The organism is Corallococcus macrosporus, from assembly GCF_017302985.1.
Lineage (GTDB): Bacteria > Myxococcota > Myxococcia > Myxococcales > Myxococcaceae > Corallococcus > Corallococcus macrosporus_A.
In genome coordinates this window covers 66,228-87,560 of sequence record NZ_JAFIMU010000015.1, presented here as the reverse complement: position 1 = coordinate 87,560, position 21,333 = coordinate 66,228, and the positions used below count along the sequence as shown (strand labels likewise).

The following is a 21,333-nucleotide window of genomic DNA, read 5'->3' as shown; positions in this document are numbered from 1 at the left end:
GCTCCGCCAAACTGGGTTAGATGGGAATAACCGGGAAGCGATAGGCTGGCGGGGATGAAGACCTCCCGGCCCTCACAAGACACCGCCTCCCAGGCGCCGAACACCGGGCACCCGACGGGTGACTCCAGCGGACCGGAGCGTCCGCTCCATGCGACGCGCGTGGGCCGCTACGTGCTGCTGGCGCGGCTGGGACGCGGCGGCATGGGCGAGGTCTTCGAGGCGTTCGACCCGGAGCTGCGTCGCACCGTCGCCATCAAGCTGCTGAACGAGCGGCGCCTGCCGGACGAGGAGGAGAACGCCCGCGCGCTGCGGCTGGTGCGCGAGGCCCAGGCGATGGCGCGCCTGTCGCATCCAAACGTGCTCACGGTGCATGACGTGGGCACGCACGAGGGGCGGGTGTTCATCGCCATGGCCCGCGTGGAGGGCGGCACGCTGCGGCAGTGGCTGCGCGAGGGGCCGCATCCCCAGCGCCAGGTGCTGGCCGTGTGCCGCGCGATGGGACAGGGACTGGCGGCGGCGCACGCGGCGGGGCTCGTCCACCGCGACTTCAAGCCAGACAACGTGCTCCTGGGCCGCGACGGTGGTGTCTGGGTGACGGACTTCGGCATCGCGTCCGACGCGGGCGTGAGCACGGAGGCCGGAGCCGCGGTGCCGCCGGCGGCGCTGCTGGAGGGGCCGCTGGACACGCGGCTCACGGCGACGGGAGCGCTGGTGGGAACGCCCGCGTACATGGCGCCGGAGCAGTACGCCGGACGGGGCCCGGACGCGCGCGCGGATCAGTTCAGCTATTGCGTGTCCGTCTACGAGGCGCTCACCGGTCAGCGCCCCTTCGAGGAGGGGACGCTGCGGCGCATGGCGGTGACGCTGCTGGACTCGCAGCGGGCCCCACAGGGCGCGGTGGTGCCCCGGGTGGAGCTGGAGCCGCCCGCGCATCCGGCCGTCCCGGGCTGGGTGCACCGCGTGCTCGCGCAGGGCCTGTCCGTCGCGCCGGAGCAGCGCTTCGCCTCCATGGAGGCGCTGCTGGCGGCGCTGGAGAACGACCCGGAGGCTGGACGGAAGAAGCTCGCGGGACGTTCGCTCGCGGTGGTGGCCGGGCTCTTCCTCGGCGTGGGTGTGGCGTGGGTGAGGCCCACGCCGTGCAGCGGCTCGCCCAAGTTGTTCGCGCGCGTGTGGGGCCCCGAGCAGAAGGCGGCGGTGGCGGAGGCCTTCGAGAAGAGCGGCGCGAAGGACGCGGACGGCGCCTTCGACCGCGTGGAGCGCGCGCTGGATGCGTACGCGACGGAGTGGAGCCGCATGCACCGCCAGGCCTGCGAGGCCACGCGCGTGACGGGCGAGCAGCCGGAGGCGCACCTGGCGCTGCGCATGGCGTGCCTGGACCGGCGCCTGCGGGCGGTGGACGCGCTGGGGGCGGAGCTGGCCCACGCGGACGTGGCGCTGGTGCAGCGCAGCGCGGAGGCGGTGGATGCACTGCGAGGCGTGTCGGGCTGCGCGAACGTGGAGGCGCTCTCCGCCGCGGTGCCCCCGCCGGAGGACGCGGCGGCCCGTGCCCGCGTGGAGGCCGTGCGCCAGGACGTGACGCATGCGCAGGCGCTGCTCGACACGGGCCGCTACGCGCAGGCGGTGCCCGTGGCCCAGGCGGCGGTGGAGGCCGCGCACGCGACGCACTACCGGCCCGTGGAGGCGGAGGCGCTCCACGTCCTGGGCTGGGCCCACCACCGCATGAACCAGTCGCGCGACGCGCGCGCCACGTGGCACGAGGCCATGGCCGCGGCCACGGCGGGACGGCATGACGAGGTGGCGCTCCAGGTGGCCACGGAGCTGGTGCTCGGCCTGAGCAACGAGCCCGAGTGGTTCCCCGAGGCCCACCTGTGGATCGCACAGGCGCACGCGCTCATCGAACGGCTGGGCTCCGCGCCGGACCTGGAAGGTCGGCTCGCCAACCACGAGGGCATCCTCGCGATGAACGAGGGCGGGCTCGACGCCGCGCTGGGGCACTACACGCGGGCCCTGGCGCTGCGCGAGCGCACCCTGGGGCCCACGCACGTGGACACGGGGAAGGTCTTCAACAACCTGGGCATGGTGATGCTGCGCCAGGGCAAGAAGGCGGAGGCCACCGCGCTGTACCAGAAGGCGCTCGCCATCTACGAGGAGCGGCTGGGGCCGGAGCATCCGCTGCTCGCGGGCACGCTCACCAACCTGGGCTTCGCGGAGCAGGAGGCGGGGAACCTGCCCAAGGCGCTGGAGTGGCTGCAACGCGCCTACACGCTGCGGCAGCAGACCCTGGGGCCGCTCAATTCCCAGACATTGTTGCTGCTGCATGACCTCGCGCTGGTGCAGGAGTCGTTGGGCGCGCCGGACCGGGCGCTCGCGCTGCATCGGCAGGCGCTGGAGGGCATGCGTCAGGGATTCGGCGCGGAGAGCCGTGAGGCCATTGATTCGCTGAAGGCCCTGGCGGGCGCGGAGGAGCGGCTGGAGCGGGACGCGGACGCGCTAACGCACTTCCAGGAAGGGCTGGCGCTCCAGCGCAAGGTGTTGCCGCCGGAGGAGTTCGCGGTCGACACGCTGGAGGAGGACGTCGGACGGCTGATGGTGGCGCAGGGGCGGCCGAAGGAGGCGGTGCCGCTGCTGCGCGCGGCGCTGGAGTCCAAGTCGCGCGCGCTGGGCGCGGAGCATGCGCGCACCATCCACAGCCGCACGGCGCTGGGGCTCGCGTACTTTCAACTGGGGCAGGGCGACAGCGCGCGAGAACTACTGGAGACGTCCGAGCGGGTGCTGGCGCCATTGGGCTGGAATCCGGTGGACGCGGCGATGACACACTTCGCGCTCGCGCAGGCGCTCTGGAGTCAGCCGGCGGAGCACGCGCGGGCGATGACGCTGGCGAAGCAGGCGGAGCAAGGCTTTACCCAGGGCGGCCCCATGACCCGGCGCGAGCTGGCGGCGGTGAAGCAATGGATTGCCAGCCGTTGATTGCCACTGCGTTTGGATTTGACCGTTTACGACAAGCCGGGCACCCTCATCGAGCAGTCCAGCTACCGCGTGTGCTTCGACGCGGCGGGCAACTACACGCACACGGAATATCAATATCAGTCAGTCAACGGCGCCTGCGGCTGCTGATCAGCTCCACCACCCACTTGAACCACGGAGCACGCGAGGACGGTGCCGGCTCGGAAGGCCGGAACCGCTTCGCGGGCGAAGCGGGCCTCAGCGCCTGGGTCGGCGCCTCCGAGCGGAGCGGGGGCGCGGGCTCCAGGGGCAGGGTGGGCGGCACCTCCGGCTTCATCACCTCCGTGGGCTCGACGGGCGACGGCTGCTCCGGCATCGCCGGGCGCAGCCTCCGGGGCTTCTTCTCGGGAACGCCCGTGGGCGGCTCCATCAGCCGGGACGGGAAGAGGGGTGACTCGCCCAGGCGGGCCAGCTCCGCGCGCAGCTCCTTCGCCACGGCGGTGGCCTCCGTGGGCCGGGCCTTGCGGTCCTTGGCGAGCAGCGCTTCCACCAGGGACACCAGCGACGCCGGGATGCCCGGACGCTGTGACGGCAGCGGCGGCGGGGCGTCATACAGCACCGACTCCATCACCGCGCGGCCCCGCTGGATGGGAAACGGCCGCCGTCCGGCCAGCAGCTCATAAAGACAGACACCCAGCGAGTACAGGTCCGCCCGCGCGTCCAGCACCTCGTCGCGGATCTGCTCCGGGGACATGTACGCCAGCTTCCCCATCACCACGCCGGACGTGGTCTGCGTGCCCTCGGACGTCTTCACGATGCCGAAGTCGGCGATCTTCACCGTGCCCGTGAAGGACAGCAGCAGGTTGTCCAGCGACACATCGCGGTGGATCAACTCCATCCACTTGCCCGACTCCGGGTTGACGAAGCGGTGCACGTACGCGAGCCCGTCACAGGCCTGCGCGATGGCATCCAGGATGGGCCCCAGGGGCAGCAGCTCCGGCCGGCTCGCCGCGTGGACGTGCGCGAGGCTGGAGCCCGCGACGTACTCCATGGACAGGTACACCTGGTCGTCGATGACGCCCGTCTCCAGCACCCGCACCACGTTGAGGTGGTGCAGCCCGGCGGCGACCTCGGCCTCGCGCAGCAGCCGGCGGCGGAAGCGGGCGTCGGCGGCGTGCTCGGAGTGGATGCGCTTGAGGACGACCGGCTCTTCCCAGCCCTCGCGCTCCGCGAGCGAGACGCGCCCCATGCCGCCTTCGCCGATGTCCCGCAGCACGCGGTACGGCCCGAATCGCTGGACGTCGTTCATTCCGGGGCAAGCCTACCGTCACTCGCGCCCGGAGCGCAGGAACGGGCCGCGGCTCAGCGCGCGGACCGGGCCGTGGAGGCGCCGGCCTGGAGTTCCTCCTCGACGCCAATGCGGCCCTGGCCACTGCCGGAGTGCGAGGACCCCGAGGTCCGGCTGCTGTCGCCCGTCGCCACGCGGCCCGGAGAGTGGGCGACCGGCGCGTCCCCGAACAGCCGCTTGAACAGGTCGCGGAGCTTCTCCGCCAGCTTCTCGAACGGCTTCGGCTGGGTTTTCCCAGACGCGGAGCCGTCCGGGGGGACGAAGCTGCACGAGACGTTGCCGGAGTGCCCGCCGCCGCCGCCCCTCACGCTGGAGCCGGAGGCGCAGGGCCGCGCACCGCCGTCGCGGTGATGGAAGTGGTCATCCTGGGGGCCCGGCGGAGACTTGCAGCCCTGGGCGCTGGTGCTGCTGCCCCGGCCACCGCCGAGGATGCTCTGTCCGGAGGCACGGTGGACGGCCGGAGGCGGGGTGGGCTGCTCGGGCTTCGGGGGGCTCGACAGCGGACGGTGGAGCTTCACGAAGCACCTCGGGCGGCGGAGTTCCTGGAACCATCATCGGCCCCAGCCCGCTCCGAGTTTCCTCAGATTCCAGGAAACCCGAAGTGGCGTCTGTAATGCAGCGCGTCACCGTCCAAAGGCAGACACCCCGCCGTTCCCGACTGGCCGCTACTCGCCACCGGGGAGGTCGCGCGGGGCCTTGTGGAGAACGGCGGGGTTCAACGTCCCCTTGGGCCAGCGGCCAGCGGGATGGATGCTCAAGGCCTCGTAGCGGGAACGGCCCACAGCGAGAAGCCAGGGGCGCCGGGGAGGGCGCGGAAGAAGATGTCTTCCCCCACGCGGGTGAAGGCAGCCGCCTCCATCGGAGACTTGTTCGCGGTCAGCGAATCCACCGCGCGGGTGCCCTGGACCGTTCCGTCCGTGACCCAGACATTGCCCTTCGCGGAGAACAGCAGACCGCCGGAGTCCAGCGCGATGAGCGGCGAATGAAACACATCCGGCCGGGTGAGACCGGAGGACAGACGCCGTGTGCCGCCCGCCGTGCCATCCGTCACCCACAGCTCCACGTCCCGAGGCGTCTGGACGCGGGCGCCCAGCGTCTGGGCGAAGTAGATGCGATGGCCCACCGTCACCGCGTTGCGCAGGCCCGGCACCGCCTTCGGATCATCCGCGTAGGGATTGGAGAGGACCGTGACGCCCTGCTTGAGGCCTCCGGCCAGCGGCAGCCGCCACAGCTTCAGGTAACGCGCGTCGTCGGTGAGCGTGAGCACCGTGACGGAGGAATCCACGACACCCAGCAGCCGGCCGTCCCGGCCGAACGCGTCCAGCCGCGCCGTGCCGGCCTCCGTCCCGTCCGTCTTCCAGACCTCCAGGCTGGGGCCGGCGTCGGTGAGGGTGAAGACCACCGTGCCGTCCACGACCTGGGGGACGCCCATGGACACGTCCCAGGACGCATCCAGCCGCTTCAACATCCGCGTCCCCGCGACGGTGCCGTCCGTCCGCCACAGCCGCGTGCCGTTCTCCGCGTCGCGGAGGACGAACAGCATCGAGTCCCCCACCTGCCGGGTCCACACGACCGTGCCCGTGTACAGCCCCGGGATGCCGAAGTCCTTGAGCTGGAACGTCCCGGCCGCCGTGCCGTCCGTGCGCCACAGCCGCACGGTCTCCTCGAAGTCCTCGGTGAGGAACACGCGGAGGCCGGAGGAGGGGAGCACCTCACCGGAGGTGCTGGTGAAGCGGCCAAAGTCCCGCAGCATGACCGTGCCGGCCGCGGTGCCATCCGAGCGCCACAGCTGCGTGAAGCCCTGGCCGTAGGGCGCGTGCCGGAAGAAGGACAGCGCGCCGTTGAGCTGCGTGAAATTGAACAGGTTCGAGTCCGCGGGCCCCGCCGCCAGGTCCTCGACGGGCCGGGTGCCCTCGGGGGTGCCATCGCTCACCCAGAGCTCCCAGCCCAGCTCCGGCTCGTACAGGTGGAAGAACAGCCGCGAACCCAGCGGCGTCATGCCGGTGATGCGCAGGCCCCCCAGCAGCGCGTTCGTCGGCTTGAACGCCTTCACCACGACGGTGCCCCCGGGTGTCCCGTCGCTCTTCCACAGCGCGATGCGCTGATCCTCCTCCTGCACCACGAAGTAGAGCGTGCCCGCGACGTTCGTCAGGAGGTCGGGACGGGGCTCCTTGTCCAGCTGCGTCCCCGGAGTCCGGCCGTCAGGGAGCACCTGTTTCACCTCCCGCGTGCCCCACGCGGCGTCCATCCGCGCCTGGACCTCCGCCACCTCCGGAGTCCTCCCGGAGTCCCCGGCCTCCGGTCCGGCACCGCACCCCATCAAGCTGCCCGCCGCCGCCACCGCGCACCACCACGACCTCGTCCGCATGTCCGCCTCCCTGCCCCCAGATGCGAGGAAGGTGCTGCGAGGTGGACACGCGTGAAGCTGCCCCGCGGGACAGGTCTGGTGCTCGAAAGCCGACGGAGAGCCGCTGGCTACGCGGGGACGGCGGGCGTGCCCGTGTGGGCATCCACGCCAATCACGTCCCGCACGGATGCGAAGCCGTCCCGGGTGAGCAGCGCGCCCAGCTCCGGGAGGATGCGGTCCACCATGCCCGGGCCCTCGTAGATGAAGCCCGTGTACACCTGCACCACGGTGGCGCCCGCGCGCAGCTTCTCGTAGACGTCCTGCGCGGTGAACACGCCGCCCACGCCGATGAGGGGCAGGGCGCCCCGGCTGCGCTGATAGGCGCGGCGGATGACGGCGTTGGCCAGCTCCCGCACGGGGGCGCCGGACAGGCCGCCGGCCTCCTTCGCGTGCTCGTGCTCGAAGGGGCGGGTGAGGGTGGTGTTGGTGGCGATGAGCCCGGACAGGCCGCGCTCCATGGCCACGTCCACCACTTCATCCACGGCCTCGGGCGTAAGGTCCGGGGCGATCTTCAGGAACAGCGGCGTGCCCGGAGCCACGGCCTCCATGCGCTCGCGCACCGCGAGCAGCAGCGCGGAGAGCTGCTCCGGCTCCTGGAGCTTGCGCAGGCCCGGCGTGTTGGGCGACGACGCGTTGACGACGACGTAGTCCCCCAGCGGCGCGAGCGCGTCCACGCACGCCACGTAGTCATCCACCGCGCGCTCCAGCGGCGTGTCCTTGTTCTTGCCGATGTTCACGCCCAGCGGGCCGGGCTTCCACGTGCGGCCCTTGAGGCGCTCCGCCGCGGTGGCCGCGCCGTGGTTGTTGAAGCCCATGCGGTTGATGACCGCGCGGTGCTCCGGCAGCCGGAACAGGCGCGGCTTCGGGTTGCCGGGCTGGGGCTTCGGCGTGACGGTGCCAATCTCCACCGCGGAGAAGCCGCAGGCGAACAGCCCGTCCACGGCCTCCGCGTCCTTGTCCAGCCCGGCGGCGAGCGCCACCGGGTGGGCGAACTTCAGCCCCGCCAGCTCCACGGACAGGTCCATGGGAGCGCGGCGCAGCGTGTGCTCGCGCATGGCGCGGCAGCGGGCGTTCCACTTCCCCAGGGCCGCGAGCCCCGTCATGCCCAGCCGGTGCGCGGGCTCCGGGGCCAGGCTGAACAGCAATGCGCGAGTCAGGCCGTACATGCGTCAGGCCGGGATGAAGGACGCCTCACGCGCCCACGCCAGCGCCTGGTCCACCTGCTCGGTGGAGAGCAGGCCGTTGGACTCGACGATTTCAATCTCCCGCCGCATGTCCGTCTCCAGCAGGTAGGGGCCGTCCGTGTTGATGGTGAACTTCACCTTGCGGTCCCAGAACGTCTGCATGATGTGCTTGAGCTCCTGCAGGTCCGACACCGCCTTGGTGTGGATGTTGGAGGTCGGGCACAGCTCCAGCGTGATGTTGTTCTCGCGCAGGACCTTCATCGCGGACTCGTCGTACGCGGCGCGGATGCCGTGGCCGATGCGGTGGGGCTTGAGCTTCTCCACCGCCGACATCAGGCCATTGGCGCCCGTGCCAGCCGTCTCGCCGGTGTGCACGGTGCACTTGAGCCCCGCCTTGCGCGCGCGGGCGTAGAGGTCCTCGTACTCCGACAGCGAGGCCTTGTGCTCCATCGCATCGCGCTCCGTGCCGGCCAGGTCGATGCCGTACACGCCGCGCGAGCGGTACTTGATGGCCTTCTCCACGATGATGCTGTTGAGCCGGTGGTCGAACTCGCGGGCCAGGCAGAAGATGAGCCCCACCTTCACGCCGTACTCCAGCGTCGCGCGGTCCATGCCCCGCAGCGCCGCGTGGATGATGTGGTCCAGGTCCAGCTCGCTGGAGAGGTTGCGCTTCATCGGGTTGAAGCGCAGTTCAATCTGAGTGACGCGGCTGCCCCGGTACTCCTTGCCAATCACCTCGTAGACGGAGCGCTCGATGGCGCTGGGAGAGGATTGGATCTTCTCCGTCCAGGTGTGGAGGATCTTCAGGTAGTCGTCGAGGCTGCCCACCTTGCCCGGACGGGAGGTGATGAGCTCGACGAAGTCGAAGTAGTTCTTGACGGGGAGCTTGAAGCCCTGCTGGTGGGCAATGGACCACAGGATGTGCGGGGCCACCGCGCCACCCACGTGGATGTGGAGGTCAATGAGGTCGCGAACCATGGCGGCATGTATGCACAGCCACGGCCACGCGTAAAGCTATCGGCGCAGCAGCACGTAGACGGCGCCGGCTCCGCCGTCCTGCGGGCGTGCGGTGGAGAACGCCAGCACCATCCGCTCCAGCCGCTTCTGCGACAGCAGGTCCCTGACCGCGTCCTTGAGCACCGGGATCTGGTCCTTGGAATTCAAACCGCGCCCGTGGACGATGAGCACGCAGCGGCGCTTGGCCCGGCGGCTGTCGGACAGGAAGCGCTCCACGGTGGCCTGGGCCTCCTTCTGCGTCTTGCCGTGGAGGTCCAGCCGGTCCTGCACGGAGAAGTCACCCCGGCGCAGCGAACGCAGCAGGTTGGGGTCGGTGCCGGGGGAGGCGCCCTCGAAGGACGTGTCCGAGCCGGTGAAGGACAGGGGCCCGTCCACCGCGACCAGGTCGGAGAGCTGCGCGAGCGCCTCCGCGTTGTCGTCGATGATTTCCGGCAGGCGCGGGTTCGTCTTGGGGGCCTCACCGCGGTTCGTGATCTGCTGCACGCCGTCCATGGCGGAGAAGAAGAGGCCCACGTCGTCGTCCTCCGGCCGGGCCTTGGGGGCCTTCGTGGGCTTCTGCACGGCGGCCTTCTTCTTCGCGGTCTCCGCGGCGGCGGCGGCAGCCGCCTTCTCCTGCTTCTCCTGGTCCTGGAGCGTCTTGATGGCGGACTTGAACGGGTTGTTCTGGAACTCCGCTTCCTTCTTCTTCGGGGGACGCTGGCTCATGGGATTCCTGTCTTCTAACCCGGGCTACAGGCCGCGCAGCCTGCGGATTTCCTCGTAGGCGTCGCGGACGGCCTGGAACCGGCGTGCGGCCTGCTCGGCGGCCTTGGGTGCGAGGTGGCTGGCCTTGTCCGGGTGGAAGCGGGCGGCGAGCTTGCGGTAGGCGCTCTTCACCTCCGCGTCGGTGGCGTCCGGCGGCAGGCCCAGGGTGGCGTAGTGGGCGGTGGCGTCGCCCAGGTGTTGTTCGGCCAGGGACTGGACCTTGGCGTCCGGGACGTCCAGGCCCTCGGCCATGCGCTTCAGGGCCTCTCGCTCCGAGCGCTGGAGGGGCCCGTCCGCGAGCGCCATCTCATAGAGCGCGTCGAGCAGGCGGAGCCGTTCGGCTGAAGGCAGGGAGTCCAGGCAGGAGGCGAGGGCAGCGGGGGCGTCCAGGGTGGCGGGGCGGCTGAGGAAGTCCTTGAGGTAGCCGCGCACGCACTGGACGGTGTGGGCGTCGGCGCGGAGGACCTCCTCGAAGTAGCGGCGGACCTCGCGGACCTCCTCTCTGCGCATGTCGCCGTCGGCGCGGGCCACGTCCACGAAGAGGGCGGTGATGTCGCGGTCGAGCGGGTCCTCGTCCGGGGTCTGGACGATGGGGAACTCGCCCGGGCCCTGGGCGAGGGGAGCCTGCCGGGGCGGCGGTTCGAAGGAGGCCGGGAAGTCGCTGAAGATTTCGGGGAAGTCCGGGGGCGCGGCGTGCTGTTCGTCGAAGTAATGGCCCACGGCCGTGCCCGCGATGAGCGCGAGCACGATGGCCCAGGGCCCGCCGATGAGGAGGCCGGCCATGAGACCCAACATCGCCCCGAGAACTTTTCCCGCGCCCATGCCTTCGCTTCGCTCCCTTGTGCCGGGCCAGTCTTGCATAAGGTGGCGCTCATGACGGCTCAGTTGATTGACGGCAAGGCAGTGGCGGCGCGCGTGCGGGCGGAGATCAAGGAGGAGGTGGTGCGCCTGAAGGCGGAGCGCGGCATCACCCCGGGGCTCGCCGTGGTGCGCGTGGGAGAGGACCCGGCGTCGAAGATCTACGTGACGGGGAAGAAGAAGGCCGCCGAGGAGGTGGGCTTCAACTCCTGGGAGCACCACCCGGACGAGACCATCACCCAAGAGGAGCTGCTGGCGCTGGTGCACCGGCTGAACGAGGACCCGGCCGTGCACGGCATCCTGGTGCAGCTGCCCCTGCCCAAGCACATCGACGCGGACACCATCATCGCGGCGGTGAAGCCGGAGAAGGACGCGGACGGCTTCCACCCGATGAACGCGGGCAACCTGCTCCTGGGCCGCCCGGCGACGCGCGCGTGCACGCCGTACGGAGTGATGCGGCTGCTGGAAGAGGTCGGGTGCAATCCGGCCGGCAAGCGCGCGGTGGTGGTGGGCCGCAGCAACATCGTGGGCAAGCCGCAGGCGCTGATGCTGCTCCAGAAGGACGCGACGGTGACGGTGTGTCACCGCAAGAGCGACCTGCCGTCGGAGGTGGCCCAGGCGGACATCCTGGTGGTGGCGGTGGGCGTGCCGGAGCTGGTGAAGGGCGCGTGGATCAAGCCCGGCGCGGTGGTGATTGACGTGGGCATGAACCGCAAGGCCGACGGCAAGCTGGTGGGTGACGTGGAGTTCGCCGCCGCGGCGGAGCGCGCGTCGTTCATCACACCGGTGCCCGGTGGCGTGGGCCCGATGACCATCGCGATGCTGATGAAGAACACGCTGGAAGCGGCTCAGCGCGCTGGGAAGTAGGCCGGAACTCCGGGCCTCCCTGTCTCATGTGAAGACAGGGAGGTGGAGAGGGTGCCGCTAGTTGCCGAGTGCGGCGACGAGCGCGATGACGGCCGGGATGCCGAGGCAACTGAGCACCAGGACGGCCGCGACGGTGATCACCGCAACCTTGGTGAGGCTCGTCTTGCCCAGGCGCTTGTGGGCCTCGTTGATCTGGAGCTTGCGCAGGTCTGCCTCGGGCCGCAGGCGCGCGAGCTCCGCGAGGAACTGCTGGAAGCTGGCGGTCCGAACCGCGACCATCCAGACCTCGGTGCGTCGCTTCCCGTCGGGAGTGCGCCACGAGAACAGGAACTGATCGGGTTGACTCTTCACCACACCGGTCAGTGACTTGACGTCGTACGCGACCGCATAGAAACCATCGATGCTGGCGACTGGGAACGACTCGTCAATCCCGGGTCCGACCCGGCCCTTGCTCTGCCTGCGCAGCGTGGTTTCCGTCAGCGTGTAGAGCGGTCCGATGTTTCCGTCGCGTTCATCGTGCTGGACCATGAGTTGTCTCGTTCTTCTCCTGGATGAGGGCGCCGTGTATACGCGAACGCCGCGTCCACCCTCCACACGTTCTCAAGGTTTCCTCCGATGACGGGCCATCTGCTGACCTGGGCTGTTCTTCCTTTGAACTCAAAGGTAGGACTCGAGGCTGTCGCCGCGGCACTCGCTGACTTCAATCCAAGACTTGAAGGTCAGACCCTCCGCATCTCTGATTTCTTCCATGTCCGGGTCGCTGCCACGCAGGTTCCCAGCCGGTTGGATTGGAGCTACGCGTCGAGCACGGCGCCCATTGGCACGACGAGCGTGGAGATCCTCGCACCCCACGAGGGCTGGCTTGGCCGGAACACTTCGCCGGAACTCATGTCTGCGATGGGCTTCAAGGGGTTGAGCGCATCCATCACGGCGGATCGCTATCTCCAGCTCACCGCGATGGTGTGCAAGCTCGCCGCGCTTGTGACCGCCGTAATCCAGCCCCTGGCCGGCTACATGGCTTTCCCCATCGGCGCCTTCGTTGCCGATGCAAAAGACTACATCGCGAAATTGAACCCCGGACCCCTCTGGACGTATCATCTGGGTCGTGCTTCCGGGTGGATTGAAAGCTCAGGCCTTGTTGGTTTCGGGTTACCTGAGATTGCGATGCCCATGGACCCGTCGCGACAGGAACTCTTTGAGTCAACTGCCTACGCGGTCATGCAGGCGATGATTTCGAATGGACCGTTGCCTTTGGGCACGGTGTTCGGGTCGCAGGCCGGCGAGTTCCGGGTCGAGGCGGAGCTGTCTGGCGCGGTTTGGCTCCAGCCCACGAAACCCGTGCCCGGGCTGGAGGCGGCCGCTCATGCCCGGGCGTGCGTGGGGCGAAAGCGCGCGCTGGCTGCGCTGATCGGCCCGCATAGTCACTACCATCTTGCCCGCGGCGCGCAGCACGGCGCGCAGGAGCATTTCTTCCTTAACGGTGAGTGCTACGCGATGACCAACGGCGTGAGTGATGTTGCTCAGCCGGGTGGAAGCCCAGAAGACCAGAACACCCACGTCGAGCTGGTGGTGCACGCGGGGCGGTTGGGGGCCTGGGCAGGCAATGTGCTCGCATGGGCAGGTCAGAGCTTCCACGCCCACGACGGTGCTCGGCCGTTCCGTGCGTTCGACCGGTTTGTCCTGCCCGCACCGATGCAAGGGATTGCCGCGGTCATGTTCTGGCCGTTCGGCCACCTGCAGCCGGAACCCACCCGCCGTGTCGAGCTTTGGGTATTGCTCCCACTGACCACGGAAGAGCTGCGGCAGTTCCGCGCGAACCCAGAATCCCAGGGCCAATGGATTGAAGATCGTGAGACCCGACGAGACATTCATCTTGTCGAGCAGCGATGGGATGCCCTGGCCACGAACGAGGGCAGGAAATAGATCAAGGGGGCTGGGCGAAACGCAATTGACCCGACCCTGCGGCGAATCTACGCTGGCATCCGCAAAGTACTGGGGGATTGGAGCTTCGCCTCAAACTCCAGACATCGGCGCTGAAGGAGTCCGCAATGAAGTGTGCCCTTCACAACTTGGACCGCTGCTTGTTCTGCGTCTGGTTGGCGCCGAAGTTGAACCAGCAGGTCGAGTTCGTGGAGGAGCCGCCCCGGGAAGGCGGCTATGACGATGACGAAGACGAGGAGGAGGTCCCCGAGTCTGGGGGCGGCTTCGTCCTGCAGCCCTTCGTCAAACGTCCCCGCCGACGCCAGCCGCGCCCCATCAGCCATGGCGGCGAAGGGCTCATCCAAGCGACGCTGGCTGCAAAGTACGGCACGGAGGGCAATCTCAAGGAAAAGCTCGACCCCGGCACGCGGGACAAGATCGCGGGAGATCTTGTGGAGGAGGCCTTGCTGCCGGGCGTCTCGGAGGCAGTCGAGCGGGTCTTCGGCCGGTGGGTGAGTTCGACCTGTACCATCTACACGAACGTTGAGGTCTACCCTGTCAATGCCGGCAGCATCCTCCTGGGCGGCAACCTCGCCGAGCTGGACTTCATGGTGGTGGACAACAGGCGGCGCGTCAGGGCGCTGGTCAGCGCGAAGCTGAATTCGGCCCAATGCAACTTCGCGACGGACCGGGAGCACCTGAGAAAGATCGCGGAAGGGATACGCCATCGCTCCATCAGCTCCTTGACCCAGAAACAGCAAGCGGAACTCACCGCGAGCCTGTTCGAAAACCGGGAGGTCCCTCCAACGCTCGCGGGCTTTCGGGCCATCTTCCAGCGCCCTCAAAAAGTACGTCCCATCACCCAGGATCTGGAGATTGATTTGGACGTCCGCGGGCTCAATCCCGATTTGATACCTGTCTGGAAGGGCTCGGCGCGTGAGCCCTACTGCCCCTGCATGGCGTGCCGAGGCCCACGGCGACTGGTCAACGTCGGGACCAGCAAGGACGGCAGGCTTCCACCCGTGCACATCATGATAACAGACACGGCTGAGACGATCCGTAAGCGGAGTGACAAAGCCTACGAGGCGTTCAAGAAAGCCAAAGAGAATGGGAAGCGGTGACGTGTCCGGAAGCACCGTGCCGGTGGTGCGCTCGTAGGCCGTGAGGTCCTTCTCCGCCAGCTCCACTCGCACCGCATCCAGGATGACCCTGTTGAGTGCTCAAGAAAGGCCTGTGCGAGGACGGCGCAACTGGTTCTTCCAAGCCAGCGTGCGTTCCACGACCCAGCGATAGCGCCCCAGTCGCTCCTTGGACTCGACGCCTGGACGCGCGATGCGAGCGACGATGCCTCGCAGGCGCAGCCCCTGCCGTTTCTTTCCGGAGGCATAGGCTTTGTCGGCGTGCAGCTTGGTGGGGCGCAGTCTTCGCTGTCCCGAAGGCATCCTCACCGCAGGCACGGAGTCGATGAGTGGGAAGAGTTCGTGCATGTCGTGGACGTTGGCGGCCGTCACGGACTCGGTGAGCGGCAGTCCTGAAGCTGTTGCCACACGCCGGCCCGGGTCCATTCCTCCAACCTGCGCCAGGCTGTCATGCCCGACAGGCCGAACTGCTTGCGAGGCAGCATCTCCCAAGGGATGCCGCTCCTCAGCACGAAGACGATGGCCTCCAGCGCCGCCGGTCGTCCGCACGAGGGCGGCCCATCTTCTCTCTTGGGCCGAGGCGGAGGCCGCAGCGGCGCCACGCGCTGCCAGAAGGCGTCGGGGACGAGTTCACGGACCATGTCCCCCAAGCGGAGGACGCCCCTGCTAACGGCCAGCCCAGCCATGACTTTCGTTAGGTGCTGTTGGAGTCCTATTTGGCAGTGCACTTGAGCGCGTTGCACTGCGCTGACGAGCAAACGGCAGTCCACCATCTTCCTTCGCCTTGGGACGGACCTGACGGAAGATGCGGGCATGGGTCCGGCCTTGCACCGATGCGCAGTGGGCGGGGCCGCGCTGGGACTGCTGCTGCTCGCGTCCTCCGCGCGTGCCCAGGACGCCACGCCCCTGCCCACGTTCTCCCTGGAGCGGCTGGATCCGAACCCGGGCCTGGGGCCGTTGGCGCTCGGGAACGGTGAACTGCTGGCGCCTGGGGCGGTGCGCGTCTCCCTGATGGCGCACTACCAGCGGTCGCCGCTGCGGATCCCGAACGGATTGCTGGAACCCTCGCTCGTCCTGTCCCGGACCACCGGAGTGGTGTCGTTAGCCGTCGGCGTGCTGTCCTGGCTGGAGCTTCAGGCCCAGCTTCCTGGGGTCATTCACCAGAGCGGTGCGGACCTGAGCACCTCGCTGTCCATCGCCTCGCCTTCACGCAGCGGGCTGGGGGCGCCGCGGATCGCGGCCCGACTGGGATTGCTGGGGACCTCCGCCCCCGAGGCCTTCCACCTGGCCCTCGACCTGGACGTCCGGTTGCCCGTGGGTGGTTCGGGCGCGCTCGCTCGTGACCAGGGTGTTCGCGGCCAGGGGCGGCTCATGATGGGCAAGCGTTGGGGCCTCGTGGCACCGGCGCTGGAACTGGGTGTGCTCCTGCGTCGCGCGGTGTCGGGCTCCGACGTGGAGCGCATCAACGGCGTGGGCAATGAGCTGCGGGCCGGGATAGGGCTCACGGTGGGTTACGCCCTGCGCGCGGAGGTGTCCGCGCTCGGCGCGTATTCCTGGCGACAGCAACGCGTCAGCGGCGAGTTGCTGGGCGGCCTTCGCTATGCACCCGTCCGGCCCTGGGAGTTCTTCGCCCTGGGCGGGGCGGGTCTGGGCTCGGAGCCGGGGTCGCCTCGCTTCCGGGTGCTCGCGGGATTGGCTTTGCTCTTCGACAAGCCGCCGCCTCCGCCACCAGAGGACATCGTCTACGAGATCGTCCAGGGCCTGCCTCGTGCTCCCGCCGAACCGCAGCTCGAGCCTGAACCCACGCCCTCCGAACCCCCGCCTCCCGAGCCTGCGAGGGACGTGTCAGTCACCGAAACCGACACGGATGGAGACGGTGTCGTGGACGTGCTGAACGCCTGCATCCATGAGCAGGGAACCCGGGAGCACGGCGGCTGCCCCGAGTCCAGCGACCCGCTCGTCACGCTGACCCGCGAGCGCCTTGTCCTCCACGGCCAGGTCTTCTTCGAGGTCGGCGCGACGACGCTGCCGGGCCGTTCACGCGTGCTGGATGAGGTGGCGCGCGTGCTCCTGGAACATCCGGAAGTAGAGCGCGTCGTCATCGAAGGGCACACGGACGCCGAAGGCTCCTCCACCTCCAATCAGCGCCTGTCCCTGGCCCGCGCGGAAGCCGTACGCGACTACCTCCTGCGAAAGGGCGTCCCGGCCCACCGGCTGGATGCCCGAGGCCTCGGTGCGCGCCGGCCCGCGAGCTCCAATGGAACGCAGTCAGGCCGAGGCGAGAACCGCCGCGCGGAGCTGCTGTTGATCCTGGGTGCTCCCGCTTCGGACCGCTCCATCCCCGCGACTCCGCCTCAGTAATAACGCCAAGACACGGCTATAGTGTCCGCAGTACACTATGGCCGGACGCGGGAGGCCGGGATATGGTGAGTCGCGAGGAGCGCATCGCTGGAGGACTGTATGGGTTGCTCATCGGAGACGCGCTTGGGGTGCCCTATGAGTTCCACCGGCCGGAGGTGATTCCGTCTCCAGAGGTCATCGAATACGGCCCACCGCCGGGCTTCGACCGCGCGCATGATCGCGTCCCACCGGGGACGTGGTCGGACGACGGCGCGCATGCGCTGTGCCTGCTGGATTCGCTGACACATCAGAAGCGGCTGGATTGCGAAGACCTGGGCCGGCGGCTGGTGAACTGGCAGGACTGGGGCTACCTCGCCGTGGAGGGTGACGTGTTCGACGTGGGCATCCAGACCAGCACGGCCCTGCGCCGGCTGCGCGAGGGCACGCCCGCGATGCTCGCGGGTCCCAATGGCACCATGGACAACGGCAATGGCTCACTGATGCGTGTCCTGCCATTGGCCCTCTGGCATCAGGGCAAGGATGCCGCTCTTGTCTCGGACGCCATGGCGCAGTCGCGCGTGACGCACGGTCACGTGCGCGCCCAGGTGTGCTGCGCGCTGTACTGCCTCTGGGCCCGCCGCATCCTGGAGGGCGCTGCGGATCCCTGGGCCGAAGCCGTGGCCACCTTCCGAGGCCTGTACGCGGAGGGCTCTCCAGCGCGGGAGGAATTGGAAGCCCACATCCGCCCGGACGACCCGGCACCCGGAACGGGCGGAGGCTACGTCGTGGACTGCCTGCGCTCCGCTCGTGCCTGCGTGGCGAACGGCAAGTCCTACGAAGAGGTCGTCAAATCCGCCATCCGGCTGGGCCACGACACGGACACCACGGCTTGCGTGGCGGGCGGCATCGCGGGCCTCATCCACGGCCTGAACGGCATTCCGCACCGCTGGCGCTCACAACTGCGCGGACAGGAGCTGGTGGAGCCGCTGCTGGAGCGGCTCATGAAGTCCCTGGGCTGAAGTCCTCAGTCCGGGAAGATTTCGAGCACGTCCTTCAACATCGCCGCGCCCGTGCCCCGGGCGCCCTGCTCACCGTTGATGACGGTGTTCACGCCGTGCAGGTCGCTGCGGAACACCGCGCCCATCTCCATCGCGCCCAGCCGGGCCAGGGGATGGGACGCGTCCACGGCGGTGGGCCGCACGCTCCACTCCCACCGGTCCGCGCCCAGGGGCTCGCCGCGTGCCAGCAGCAGCACCTGGCCGCCCCTCGCCTTCGCCGCGTCCAGCTGTGCGCGCGTCACGCCGCGCATGCCCGTCACGGACACGTCCTTCAGCGCCGTGGGCACGCGCATCACCGCGTTGGCCAGGATGACCAGCTTGCCCGCCGAGTCCCAGCCGTCCACGTCCAGCGTGGGGTCCGTCTCCGCGATGCCCAGCGCCTGCGCCTCCGCCAGCGCGGCCTCGTACGTCTTGCCCTCCGCCATGCGGCACAGCAGCAGGTGGCTGGTGCTGTTGAGCACGCCCTCGAACCGGCCCAGCTTCCCGAGCGCCAGATCCCGGCGGCCCACGTTCACCAGCGGCATGGACGCGCCCACCGCGGCGCTGAAGCGCAGGGGAGGGCGGCCCGGCGACTCCAGGTCGCTCAGGCCCGCCAGCTCCTGGAACCCCAGCACCAGCGGTCCCTTGCTCGCGAGCACCGCCGCCATGCCTCTCGACAAGGCATCCCGCGTGATGTCCAGGCCAGGCTGTCCGTCCTTGAAGCTCGTGGGCGTGGCCTCCAGCAAGAGGTCCGCCTTCACCTCGCGCACCAACTGGCACCCGCTCATCCCCGGGCGGCCCACCACCGGCAGCGATGCCACCGAGTGCTTCGCCCGCTTCACCGCCAGCACCGCCGCCACGTCCAGCCCGTTCGGCGACACCGCCGCGCCGCCCGAGTCCGCCAGGCCCACCGGCAACAGCTCCAGCCGGTAGCGCTCCATCAGGAGCGACGCGCGCGACTGGAGGATCTCCAGCAGCGGCACGCCCACGTTGCCCAGGCCCGTGAGCACGAAGCGCACCGTGCGGACGGCGCGCGGGTTCATGGTGCGAAGGCCTCGCGCACGCCGTCGCGGCGCAGCGTGAAGAGCATCCACACCGCCACCGGCACGCCGATGAAACACCCCGGCGTCAGCGTGTACATCGCGCAGATGGCGCCCACCGTCGCCAGGCCGTAGCCCTTGAGGTTCATCGCGTTCCACGCGCCCCAGATGGCCAGCAGCCCGCAGAGGATGCCGCCCAGGATGGCCAGCGAGAAACCCGTCGTGAACTCCAGCGTCACCGGCGCCTGTCCCGGCGTCCCGAAGGGCGAGGCCACCTTCAGCGCCGCCAGCGTCGCGCCCAGCAGGCTGAACGCGACGTGCAGCACGCCGACGATGAGCAGGAAGAAGGCCGGGAAGCGCACGATCTGGAAGATCTTGAGGCGCGGATCGCCCGGCGACAGCTGCGGACCCGGGCCGCTCATGACCGCCCCTTCAGCGCGCCCACGATCATCCGCGTCGCGGGGGACTTGTTCAGCGTGTAGAAGTGGATGCCCGGCACGCCGCGCGACAACAGCTCCATGCACTGCACCGTGGCGTGCGCCACGCCCAGTTGCACGACGGCGTCCGGCTGGTCCTTCACGCGCTCCATCTGGAGCGCCAGCCGCATGGGCACCGTCGCGCCGCACATGCGCGTGAAGCGCTGCACCTGCTCGTAGTTGGTGATGGGCATGATGCCGGGGACGATGGGGACGTTGATGCCCACCCGCCGCGCCCGCTCCACGAAGTCGAAGTAGAAGGCGTTGTCGAAGAAGAGCTGCGTCACCACGAAGTCCATCCCCGCATCCACCTTGGCCTTCAGGTGTTTGAGGTCGTCCTCGCGAGACGCCGTCTCCACGTGGCCCTCCGGATAGCACGCACCCCCGATGCAGAAGTTGAAATCCTCTTCTCGGACGAATCGGACCAGCTCCTCCGCGTAGCGGAAGCCCCCGGGCACCGGCTCGAACGTCGTCTGGCCCTGCGGCGGGTCCCCGCGAAGCAGGAGCACGTTCTCGATGCCTGCCGCGTCGAGCCGGCGCAGCACGTCACGAAGCTCGTCGCGGGTGTGCCCCACGCAGGTCAGGTGCGCCATCGCCTCGATGCCGGTCTGCTGCTTGATGTGCGTGACCAACTCCACCGTCCGGTCGCGCGTGCTCCCGCCCGCCCCGTACGTCACCGACACGAACCCCGGCTCCAGCGGCGCAAGCTCCTCCACCGTGCGCAGGAGCGAGGCCACGCCCGCGTCCGTCTTGGGAGGAAAAAACTCGAAGGAGAAGCTTGGCCGGGAGGGATTGAGGCAATTGCGAATCTTCATGTCGGGAGGAGTTTAGTCCCTTCCGCGTCGGCCTTGATCGGAGAAGGTGCGCCGCTATAGTCCGCGCCGTTTCGCCACCCCCCTTTCCCTGCCCATGGAGAAGTCAATGACCCGGCGTACGCCCCTCAACGAGGCCCACCGCAAGCTTGGGGCCCGCATGGTCGACTTCGTGGGTTGGGACATGCCGGTGCAGTACTCGTCCGTCATCGCCGAGCACGAGGCCGTGCGCAACGCCGTCGGCCTGTTCGACGTCTCCCACATGGGGGAGATCGAGTTCAACGGCCCCGGCGCGCTGGAGACCGTGAACCGGCTCATCTCCAACGACCTGGCCCGCTGCCAGGACGGCCAGGCCGTCTACGCGGGCCTGCTCAACGACCTGGGCGGCTTCGTGGACGACGTCGTCGCCTACCGCTTCAGCCCCGAGCGCATCCTCATCTGCGTCAACTCCAGCAACCGCGAGAAGGACTTCGCCTGGATGAAGGCGCGCGCGGAAGGCGTCACCCCCGTGGACCGCGGGGACGAGTACGCGCAGATCGCCGTCCAGGGCCCCAAGGCCGTGGGGCTGGTGCAGCGCCTGACGAAGGCGGACCTGTCCCAGGTGGGCACCTACCGCTTCACGGAAGGGGAGGTGGCCGGTGTGAAGTCCATCATCTCCCGCACGGGCTACACCGGTGAGGACGGCTTCGAGCTGTATTGCGCCACCGGCGACGCCGTGAAGCTCTGGGACGCGCTCCTGGAGGCCGGGCAGCCGGACGGGGTGAAGCCCTGTGGCCTGGGCGCCCGCGACTCGCTGCGCACGGAGATGAAGTACGCGCTCTACGGCAACGACATCGACGACGCGCACACCGCCCTGGAGGCGGGCCTGGGCTGGATCGTCAAGCTGGACAAGGCGGGCGGCTTCATCGGCAAGGACGCGCTCGTGGCGCAGAAGGCCGCGGGCATCCCGCGCAAGCTCGTGGGCTTCGAGCTCACCGGCGCCGGCATCCCGCGCCACGGCTACCCCATCCTCAAGGACGGCGTGCGCGTGGGTGAAGTCACCAGCGGCACGCAGGGCCCCTCGGTGAAGAAGCCCATCGGCATGGGTTACGTGCCCACGAACCTGGCCACCGAAGGCTCCACCTTCGACGTGGAGATCCGCGGCCGCGCCGTGCCCGCGGTCGTCGTGAAGACCCCCTTCCTCAAGAAGTCCTGATTCCCT

General features: G+C 69.2%; 21 protein-coding genes. 8 read left to right on the top strand and 13 right to left on the bottom strand.

Translation table 11 applies throughout. From position 1 onward, the window contains the following. Window positions 1-54: 54 nt before the first annotated feature. Window positions 55-2,967: a serine/threonine-protein kinase gene (locus JYK02_RS36070; RefSeq protein WP_207057502.1), complete on the top strand. Its 2,913-nt coding sequence runs from the start codon at window positions 55-57 to the stop codon at window positions 2,965-2,967. A gap of 12 nt (window positions 2,968-2,979) precedes the next feature. Beyond that, window positions 2,980-3,114 (top strand): hypothetical protein, encoded by a 135-nt coding sequence (locus JYK02_RS40640; protein WP_277991507.1) that lies wholly within the window; start codon window positions 2,980-2,982, stop codon window positions 3,112-3,114. Here JYK02_RS40640 and JYK02_RS36065 read toward each other — a convergent pair. The 7 genes from JYK02_RS36065 to JYK02_RS36035 all read right to left on the bottom strand — a co-directional run bounded on the left by JYK02_RS36065 (window position 3,092) and on the right by JYK02_RS36035 (window position 10,426). Continuing rightward, window positions 3,092-4,252 carry a serine/threonine protein kinase gene (locus JYK02_RS36065; RefSeq protein ID WP_207057501.1) on the bottom strand — a complete coding sequence of 387 codons (1,161 nt, stop codon included), beginning with the start codon at window positions 4,250-4,252 and terminating at the stop codon, window positions 3,092-3,094. The genes JYK02_RS40640 and JYK02_RS36065 overlap by 23 nt on opposite strands. Before the next feature lie 53 nt (window positions 4,253-4,305). Next, window positions 4,306-4,809 (bottom strand): hypothetical protein, encoded by a 504-nt coding sequence (locus tag JYK02_RS36060; RefSeq protein ID WP_207057500.1) that lies wholly within the window; start codon window positions 4,807-4,809, stop codon window positions 4,306-4,308. 236 nt (window positions 4,810-5,045) lie between these two features. Then, window positions 5,046-6,659 (bottom strand): hypothetical protein, encoded by a 1,614-nt coding sequence (locus tag JYK02_RS36055; protein ID WP_207057499.1) that lies wholly within the window; start codon window positions 6,657-6,659, stop codon window positions 5,046-5,048. Window positions 6,660-6,766: 107 nt separating this feature from the next. Further along, on the bottom strand, window positions 6,767-7,864 hold the full coding sequence (locus JYK02_RS36050; protein WP_207057498.1) for a quinone-dependent dihydroorotate dehydrogenase: 1,098 nt from the start codon (window positions 7,862-7,864) through the stop codon (window positions 6,767-6,769). A gap of 3 nt (window positions 7,865-7,867) precedes the next feature. After that, window positions 7,868-8,860: an adenosine deaminase gene (add, locus tag JYK02_RS36045; RefSeq protein ID WP_207057497.1), complete on the bottom strand. Its 993-nt coding sequence runs from the start codon at window positions 8,858-8,860 to the stop codon at window positions 7,868-7,870. 36 nt (window positions 8,861-8,896) lie between these two features. Beyond that, complete coding sequence (locus JYK02_RS36040; protein WP_207057496.1) at window positions 8,897-9,604, bottom strand: Smr/MutS family protein; 708 nt, start codon at window positions 9,602-9,604, stop codon at window positions 8,897-8,899. Between the two features lie 24 nt (window positions 9,605-9,628). Next, window positions 9,629-10,426, bottom strand: a complete 798-nt coding sequence (locus JYK02_RS36035) for a TerB family tellurite resistance protein (RefSeq protein ID WP_347402660.1) — start codon at window positions 10,424-10,426, stop codon at window positions 9,629-9,631. Window positions 10,427-10,516: 90 nt separating this feature from the next. On the opposite strand from JYK02_RS36035, the gene folD reads away from it, so the two are divergent. Further along, on the top strand, window positions 10,517-11,368 hold the full coding sequence (gene folD, locus JYK02_RS36030) for a bifunctional methylenetetrahydrofolate dehydrogenase/methenyltetrahydrofolate cyclohydrolase FolD (RefSeq protein WP_207057494.1): 852 nt from the start codon (window positions 10,517-10,519) through the stop codon (window positions 11,366-11,368). A gap of 57 nt (window positions 11,369-11,425) precedes the next feature. On the opposite strand, the gene JYK02_RS36025 is transcribed toward folD, so the two are convergent. Then, on the bottom strand, window positions 11,426-11,896 hold the full coding sequence (locus tag JYK02_RS36025; RefSeq protein ID WP_207057493.1) for a hypothetical protein: 471 nt from the start codon (window positions 11,894-11,896) through the stop codon (window positions 11,426-11,428). A gap of 87 nt (window positions 11,897-11,983) precedes the next feature. On the opposite strand from JYK02_RS36025, the gene JYK02_RS36020 reads away from it, so the two are divergent. Both JYK02_RS36020 and JYK02_RS36015 read left to right on the top strand, forming a co-directional pair. Continuing rightward, a complete protein-coding gene (locus JYK02_RS36020) occupies window positions 11,984-13,291 on the top strand; it encodes a hypothetical protein (protein WP_207057492.1) in 1,308 nt (435 codons plus the stop codon). Between the two features lie 185 nt (window positions 13,292-13,476). Continuing rightward, entirely contained in the window at window positions 13,477-14,409 is a 933-nt protein-coding gene (locus tag JYK02_RS36015; protein ID WP_207057491.1) for a hypothetical protein, read from the top strand. A gap of 99 nt (window positions 14,410-14,508) precedes the next feature. On the opposite strand, the gene JYK02_RS40955 is transcribed toward JYK02_RS36015, so the two are convergent. Together JYK02_RS40955 and JYK02_RS40950 are read right to left on the bottom strand one after the other, a co-directional pair. Beyond that, window positions 14,509-14,775 (bottom strand): hypothetical protein, encoded by a 267-nt coding sequence (locus JYK02_RS40955; protein WP_431603522.1) that lies wholly within the window; start codon window positions 14,773-14,775, stop codon window positions 14,509-14,511. Between the two features lie 20 nt (window positions 14,776-14,795). Then, window positions 14,796-15,068 (bottom strand): transposase, encoded by a 273-nt coding sequence (locus JYK02_RS40950; RefSeq protein ID WP_207057489.1) that lies wholly within the window; start codon window positions 15,066-15,068, stop codon window positions 14,796-14,798. A gap of 184 nt (window positions 15,069-15,252) precedes the next feature. Here JYK02_RS40950 and JYK02_RS36000 point away from each other — a divergent pair, with 184 nt between their 5' ends. Beyond that, window positions 15,253-16,788: an OmpA family protein gene (locus tag JYK02_RS36000; protein ID WP_207057487.1), complete on the top strand. Its 1,536-nt coding sequence runs from the start codon at window positions 15,253-15,255 to the stop codon at window positions 16,786-16,788. A gap of 62 nt (window positions 16,789-16,850) precedes the next feature. Beyond that, complete coding sequence (locus JYK02_RS35995) at window positions 16,851-17,786, top strand: ADP-ribosylglycohydrolase family protein (protein ID WP_207057486.1); 936 nt, start codon at window positions 16,851-16,853, stop codon at window positions 17,784-17,786. Window positions 17,787-17,791: 5 nt separating this feature from the next. On the opposite strand, the gene JYK02_RS35990 is transcribed toward JYK02_RS35995, so the two are convergent. The 3 genes from JYK02_RS35990 to metF are packed head-to-tail and all read right to left on the bottom strand — an operon-like array spanning window position 17,792 to window position 20,135. After that, window positions 17,792-18,847, bottom strand: a complete 1,056-nt coding sequence (locus JYK02_RS35990) for a hypothetical protein (RefSeq protein ID WP_207057485.1) — start codon at window positions 18,845-18,847, stop codon at window positions 17,792-17,794. After that, window positions 18,844-19,266, bottom strand: coding sequence for a hypothetical protein (locus tag JYK02_RS35985; RefSeq protein WP_207057484.1), 423 nt, complete (start codon window positions 19,264-19,266; stop codon window positions 18,844-18,846). The genes JYK02_RS35990 and JYK02_RS35985 overlap by 4 nt, the downstream gene beginning before the upstream one ends. Next, a complete protein-coding gene (gene metF / locus JYK02_RS35980) occupies window positions 19,263-20,135 on the bottom strand; it encodes a methylenetetrahydrofolate reductase [NAD(P)H] (RefSeq protein WP_207057483.1) in 873 nt (290 codons plus the stop codon). Before metF ends, JYK02_RS35985 begins: the two co-directional genes overlap by 4 nt. Before the next feature lie 106 nt (window positions 20,136-20,241). Between metF and gcvT the strand changes: the two genes are divergently transcribed. Further along, on the top strand, window positions 20,242-21,327 hold the full coding sequence (gene gcvT / locus JYK02_RS35975; protein WP_207057482.1) for a glycine cleavage system aminomethyltransferase GcvT: 1,086 nt from the start codon (window positions 20,242-20,244) through the stop codon (window positions 21,325-21,327). Window positions 21,328-21,333 lie beyond the last annotated feature (6 nt).

Bases quoted from the DNA above. Each gene is read 5' to 3' on its own strand.
- JYK02_RS36070 (WP_207057502.1), top strand. From the start codon at position 55: ATGAAGACCTCCCGGCCCTCACAAGACACCGCCTCCCAGGCGCCGAAC.
- JYK02_RS36065 (WP_207057501.1), bottom strand. From the start codon at position 4,252: ATGAACGACGTCCAGCGATTCGGGCCGTACCGCGTGCTGCGGGACATC.
- JYK02_RS36055 (WP_207057499.1), bottom strand. From the start codon at position 6,659: ATGCGGACGAGGTCGTGGTGGTGCGCGGTGGCGGCGGCGGGCAGCTTG.
- JYK02_RS36050 (WP_207057498.1), bottom strand. From the start codon at position 7,864: ATGTACGGCCTGACTCGCGCATTGCTGTTCAGCCTGGCCCCGGAGCCC.
- add (WP_207057497.1), bottom strand. From the start codon at position 8,860: ATGGTTCGCGACCTCATTGACCTCCACATCCACGTGGGTGGCGCGGTG.
- JYK02_RS36040 (WP_207057496.1), bottom strand. From the start codon at position 9,604: ATGAGCCAGCGTCCCCCGAAGAAGAAGGAAGCGGAGTTCCAGAACAAC.
- JYK02_RS36035 (WP_347402660.1), bottom strand. From the start codon at position 10,426: ATGGCCGGCCTCCTCATCGGCGGGCCCTGGGCCATCGTGCTCGCGCTC.
- folD (WP_207057494.1), top strand. From the start codon at position 10,517: ATGACGGCTCAGTTGATTGACGGCAAGGCAGTGGCGGCGCGCGTGCGG.
- JYK02_RS36025 (WP_207057493.1), bottom strand. From the start codon at position 11,896: ATGGTCCAGCACGATGAACGCGACGGAAACATCGGACCGCTCTACACG.
- JYK02_RS36020 (WP_207057492.1), top strand. From the start codon at position 11,984: ATGACGGGCCATCTGCTGACCTGGGCTGTTCTTCCTTTGAACTCAAAG.
- JYK02_RS40955 (WP_431603522.1), bottom strand. From the start codon at position 14,775: ATGCACGAACTCTTCCCACTCATCGACTCCGTGCCTGCGGTGAGGATG.
- JYK02_RS40950 (WP_207057489.1), bottom strand. From the start codon at position 15,068: ATGGTCCGTGAACTCGTCCCCGACGCCTTCTGGCAGCGCGTGGCGCCG.
- JYK02_RS35995 (WP_207057486.1), top strand. From the start codon at position 16,851: ATGGTGAGTCGCGAGGAGCGCATCGCTGGAGGACTGTATGGGTTGCTC.
- JYK02_RS35990 (WP_207057485.1), bottom strand. From the start codon at position 18,847: ATGAACCCGCGCGCCGTCCGCACGGTGCGCTTCGTGCTCACGGGCCTG.
- JYK02_RS35985 (WP_207057484.1), bottom strand. From the start codon at position 19,266: ATGAGCGGCCCGGGTCCGCAGCTGTCGCCGGGCGATCCGCGCCTCAAG.
- metF (WP_207057483.1), bottom strand. From the start codon at position 20,135: ATGAAGATTCGCAATTGCCTCAATCCCTCCCGGCCAAGCTTCTCCTTC.
- gcvT (WP_207057482.1), top strand. From the start codon at position 20,242: ATGACCCGGCGTACGCCCCTCAACGAGGCCCACCGCAAGCTTGGGGCC.